Source organism: Chromobacterium sp. ASV23 (genome assembly GCF_016428945.1).
In the GTDB taxonomy this organism is placed as follows: domain Bacteria; phylum Pseudomonadota; class Gammaproteobacteria; order Burkholderiales; family Chromobacteriaceae; genus Chromobacterium; species Chromobacterium sinusclupearum.
The window spans coordinates 1-5144 of the sequence record NZ_JAELTR010000105.1; the positions used below are offsets into that span (position 1 = coordinate 1).

At 65.7% G+C, this 5144-nt stretch carries 3 protein-coding genes and 1 pseudogene; 3 read left to right on the plus strand and 1 reads right to left on the minus strand.

All coding sequences use genetic code 11. The annotated features are described in order from the left end of the window. From JHD59_RS21445 to pbpC, 3 genes and pseudogenes are all read left to right on the plus strand, one after another. Positions 1-1157, plus strand: a pseudogene (locus JHD59_RS21445) (hypothetical protein); the annotation flags it as partial. A gap of 507 nt (positions 1158-1664) precedes the next feature. Further along, positions 1665-2363: an ABC transporter substrate-binding protein gene (locus JHD59_RS21450; protein ID WP_199155758.1), complete on the plus strand. Its 699-nt coding sequence runs from the start codon at positions 1665-1667 to the stop codon at positions 2361-2363. A gap of 143 nt (positions 2364-2506) precedes the next feature. Then, positions 2507-4678, plus strand: a complete 2172-nt coding sequence (pbpC, locus tag JHD59_RS21455) for a penicillin-binding protein 1C (protein ID WP_199155759.1) — start codon at positions 2507-2509, stop codon at positions 4676-4678. 11 nt (positions 4679-4689) lie between these two features. Here the strand turns inward: pbpC and JHD59_RS21460 are convergent. After that, a partial coding sequence (locus JHD59_RS21460; RefSeq protein WP_199155760.1) for a hypothetical protein occupies positions 4690-5144 on the minus strand: 455 nt, incomplete at its 5' end.

Genomic DNA, 5144 nt, shown 5'->3' on the forward strand with positions numbered 1-5144 from the left:
AGATGCTGGATGGGTTATCCGCCTTCGTCGAGGGCAAGCTCAAGCGCGATTTGCCCAGCAGCCGCCAGGACGCAGACGCGCGCCGCCTCGCCGCCATGGAGGCGCTGGCGCGCTACGGTCGCTTCCGCCCGGCCATGCTGGACGTGCTGGATCTGAACCCGCAGAAAATGGGCACCGCCATGCTGGTGGACTGGCTGTCGCTGCTGAACCGCGCGGCAGACATCCCGCTGCGCGCCAGCCGCATCAGCGAGGCGTCCAATCTGCTGCGCGCGCGGCTCACTTATCAGGGCGCCAGGATGGGCTTCAGCACCGAGGCCAGCGACAACGCCTGGTGGCTGATGGGCAATGGCGACGTCAACGCCGCCAGGCTGCTGTTGGCCGCCCGCCAGTTGCCGGACTGGCAGGCCGACTTGCCCAGGCTGCTGACCGGGCTGCTGGGCCGCCAGCAGCGCGGCCACTGGAGCACCACCACCGCCAATCTATGGGGCGCGCTGGCGGTCGGGCAGTTCTCGCGCCAGTTCGAAACCACCCCGGTGAGCGGCCAGACCCGCGCGCAACTCGGCAAGACCAGCCTGAGCCTCCCCTGGCCGCAGGAGGGCGTGAAACAGCTGGGCTTGCTGCCGTGGCCGGCCGGCCCTGCCAGCCTGCAGCTGAAGCACGCCGGAGCCGGCGCGCCATGGGCCACGATCCAGGCCGAAGCGGCCATCCCGCTGAAAACTCCGCGCTACGCCGGCTACAGCATCAAGAAGACGCTGACGCCGGTGAGCCAGAAAGCGGCCGGCCGATATCAACCGGGCGATGTGGTGAAAGTCACGCTGGACATCCGCGCGCAGAGCGATATGAGCTGGGTGGTAGTGGACGACCCGATCCCCGCCGGCGCCACCATACAAGGCGGCGGCCTGGGCCGCGACTCCGCCATCGACGCCAAATCCGGCAGCGACGGCGACTACGCCGACTACATCGAACGCCGCTTCGCCGGCTACCGCGCCTACTACGGCTACGTGCCGCGCGGCGAGCTGAAGGTGGAATACACCATGCGCCTGAACAACCCGGGCGTCTTCAAGCTGCCGCCGACACGCGTCGAGGCGATGTATGCGCCTGAGGTGTTCGGCATGCTGCCGAATCCGCTGTTCAAAGTCGTGGATGACGGGAAATGATGCCGCGCGGCCCCTCTCCAGATGTGGGGAGGGGTCGCGTCATCCGCCCACCCTGCCTGGATTAGGACGGACCGGCGTGCCGAAAGACATTTTGCCAAATTGCTAACTTTTGCTTTAAAACGAATTGAAATTGCAATATGGATTTTGCAAAATGTCCAAACAGCCACTACTGGCCAGGCGGAGTAGAGAGATCATCCGCAAGCAAGAGGGCTCAAGGCAGGCAGGAAACGCCGGCATTTTATCGTTAACAACCATTTATGGATTTGCTGCTGCCGCTCAGCCGCCCCGACCATGCCGCACCGCCTCACAAGATCGCCGCTCTGCCGGTTGCTCAACCTTCTCGCTTGTGCGGCATGCGCTTTCCTGACTGCTTTATCCGCTCACGGAGCGAACGAATCGACGCTCAGATGCGCGCCATCCGGCGCGCTCTACGACTACCGCTGGGCCTTGCTGAAATTAGCGCTGGATCATACCCGGCCCACGGGCAGCCCCTACCGGATCGACCAGGTGGACAGTTCCCGGACTACGCAATCTCGCCTGATGGCGATGATGCAGGCCGGGGCGCTGGATGTGATGGCCTTGCCGCCCAACCCGGAGCGGGAAGCGCATATGCGGCCGATCCGCGTCGACATCCTGCGCGGCATGCTGGGCTATCGCGTTCTGCTGATCCGCAAGTCTGATGCGGCATGGTTCCAACGCCTGCAGCCCGTCGATCTGAAAGGCAAAATCAAACTCGGCTTCAACAGCCAGTGGGCGGACCTGGCCATTCTGCAGGCCAATGGCTTCCAGGTGGTGGCCAGCCCCGGTTACGAGGGCTTGTTCGCCATGCTGGATGCCCGTCGCTTCGATGCTTTTCCGCGCGGCCTCAACGAATTCTCCAAGGAGTTGACGCAGTACGGCTCGCGCTATCCCGAGCTGGCCGTGGACAAGACTTATGCCTTCTTCACGCCGTATCCGGTGTATTTCTGGGTGCGCCGCGGCAATGAGGCCTTGGCTCGGCAGATAGAAAACGGCCTGAACCTGGCGCTGCGCGATGGCTCTTTCAAGAAGCTCTTCATCCAATACCATCAGCAGGAGATAGGCCTGCTGAAACGAGAAAATCGCCGGGTGCTGTTTCTCAACAATCCCATGCTGCCGCGCCAGGGCGCGGATCAAGATTACAGCTGGTGGCTGCCTAAATCCGTCAAGATAGAGCGCTTGCCTTAGCAGCCGCGGCAAGGATTTGTCAGCAACCATCCCGCCGCTTCCCGTATCATGCCAAGCATTCCTTCCCCTCTGCGTTAGGCATGGCACGTTCATACCCTTGCTGGCTTCAGCCCTTGCGCCCAAGCCGGGCGGCTCTATTTTTCATGGCCATTGGCTCCGCGCCGCGGCCGCGGCCATGGTCGATCTGCGCGCTTTGCCTGGCGCTGCTGACCACGCCCGCCTGGAGCCAACCATCCTTCAAGGAGGTCAAGGCCGCCTGGCAGCCAGCCGACGTCGTGCTGCTGGACCGTCATGGCCAAACGCTTCAGCGCTTGCGCATCGACAAACAGGCGCGGCGGCAGGACTGGATCAGCCTGGCCGACACCTCGCCGGCGTTTCGCCAGGCGCTGGTGATGTCCGAAGACAAGCGTTTCTACCAACACAGCGGGGTGGACTGGTCCGGCGCGGCTGCGGCGGCCTGGGCCAATCTGTGGAACACCCGCACCCGCGGCGCCTCCACGCTGACCATGCAACTGGCCGGCCTGCTGGACGAGGATCTGAAGGTGGCCAAGGGCGGGCGCAGCCTGTGGCAGAAGATGGGCCAAACCTGGTCAGCCGCCTGGCTGGAGCGGCACTGGACCAAGGCGGAAATCCTTGAGGCGTATCTGAATCTAGTCGGCTTTCGCGGCGAACTGGTAGGGCTGTCCGCCCTGTCGTCTACTTTATTCGGCAAATTGCCGGCCGGGCTCAATTTGGAAGAGTCCGCTATTGCGGTGGCGCTGATCCGCGCGCCGAATGCCGCCCCGGACCGGGTGGCGGCCCGCGCCTGCCGCATTCTGCAAGACATGGGCCGCAAGCCGGACTGCAACGTGGTAACCGTGCGCACCAGCCAGGCGCTGGCCAAGAGCCGCGCCGCCAATCCGCTGGCGGAACAGGACGCGCCGCACTTTGCGCGCAAGCTGCTGCAGACGCGCGGCTACGCCGCAGGCAGCCGCATCGCCACCACGCTGGACCTGCCGTTGCAGCGCTTCGCCGCCGCCGCGCTGCGCCGCCATCTGGCGGCGTTGTCGCAGCGCAATGTGCAGGACGGCGCGCTGGTGGTGCTGGACAACCGCAGCGGCGACATCCTGGCCTGGGTCGGCTCCAGCGGACGCGGCCTGTCCAATGCATCCGAGGTGGACGGCGTGACCGCCTTGCGCCAGGCCGGCTCCACGCTGAAACCGTTTCTGTACCAACTGGCGCTGGAGAAGCATTACCTGACCGCCGCCTCGCTGCTGGACGACAGCCCGCTGGATCTGCAAACCGGCGCGGGGTTGTACGCGCCTCAGAACTATTCCAAAGACTTCAAGGGCCTGGTGCCGGTTCGCACCGCGCTGGCCTCGTCGCTGAACATCCCGGCGGTGCGGACCATAGAAATGGTCAGCCCCAACGCGCTGCGCGACCGCCTGGTCAAGCTGGGCTTGGCCAGCCTGACCGAGGATGGCGATTACTACGGCTACAGCCTGGCGCTGGGCGCGGCCGATATCCGCCTGCTGGACCTGGCCAACGCCTACCGCACGCTGGCCAACCAGGGCCTGGCCAGCCCGCCGCGCTGGACGCTGGCCGACGCCAAATCCAAGCCGGTCCGCCAACTGGATGCCGCCAGCAGCTTCATCATTGCCGACATCCTGTCCGACCGCGCCGCGCGCGCGCTGACCTTCGGCCTGGAAAGCGCCTTGTCTACGCGCTACTGGAGCGCGGTGAAAACCGGCACCAGCAAGGACATGCGCGACAACTGGGCCGTGGGTTTCTCGCGCCGCTTCACCGTTGCGGCATGGGTGGGCAACGCCAGCGGCGAGCCGATGTGGGATGTTTCCGGCATGCACGGCGCGGCGCCGGTGTGGCAGGCGGTGCTGGACCGCGCCCAGCAATCCGCCCCGGCATCCGCCCCGCCGGCCGCGCCGCCAGGCTTGGTTCAGCAACGCGTGCGCTATCAGGGCGACGTGGCGGCCAGCCGACTGGAATGGTTCCTCGCCGGGACCGAACGCTCGCTGATCGTGCCGCAGCGCGGCAGCGCGGCCAACCTGACGCCCGGCATCGTCGCCCCGGTGGAAGGCAGCATCTTCGCGCTCGATCCGGACATCCCGCCGGCCAATCAGCGCATGGTGCTGCGCGCGCGCGGGGTCAGCAACCCCCAATGGTGGCTGAACGGCAAGCGGCTGGGCAAAGGCATGGCCTTGCCGTGGTTTCCGTGGCCGGGCCGGCACCGGCTGGAGCTGCGCGGCGGCGATGGCAAGGTGGTGGATGCGGTAAGGTTTGAGGTGCGGGGCGCCTCCTTGCGGCCCCAGCCGCGCTGAGGCGCCGCGGATTACGGCTTGGCCTTGCGTTGTCGCAGCGCCTGCATCAGTTGATCGGCGCGCAGGGCCGCGGCCGTCTTCTGCTGCTCGGTCAACGCCTGGTAATCCTTGGTTTTCAGGAACCAGTCGGCGCTGAGCGCATCGCCGGCGCGGCGCGCCACGACATTCCAGGCAGCGGCTTCTTCCGGCTGTTTTTCCAGCAAATAGCTTTCCGAGATCATCGCCGCGGCATGCGCGTTGCCAGCCGCATAGGCTTGCTGCAAGGCCTCTCTGGCCTCCTCTCGATAGTGGAAGCCAGGCTCATAGTCCGGCTCGCGCGGATGGCCATCGAGTTGGAACAGATAACGCTCCGCCAGATGGGTCAGCGCTTGCGGATCGCCATGGCGCGCCTGCTCGCGCAGCTCGGCCAGCGACATGCGGTAATAGCGGGCGTCTATCTGGTAACCCAGCTTGCGCAGCTGCTGCT

Bases quoted from the DNA above. Each gene is read 5' to 3' on its own strand.
- pbpC (WP_199155759.1), top strand. From the start codon at position 2,507: ATGGCCATTGGCTCCGCGCCGCGGCCGCGGCCATGGTCGATCTGCGCG.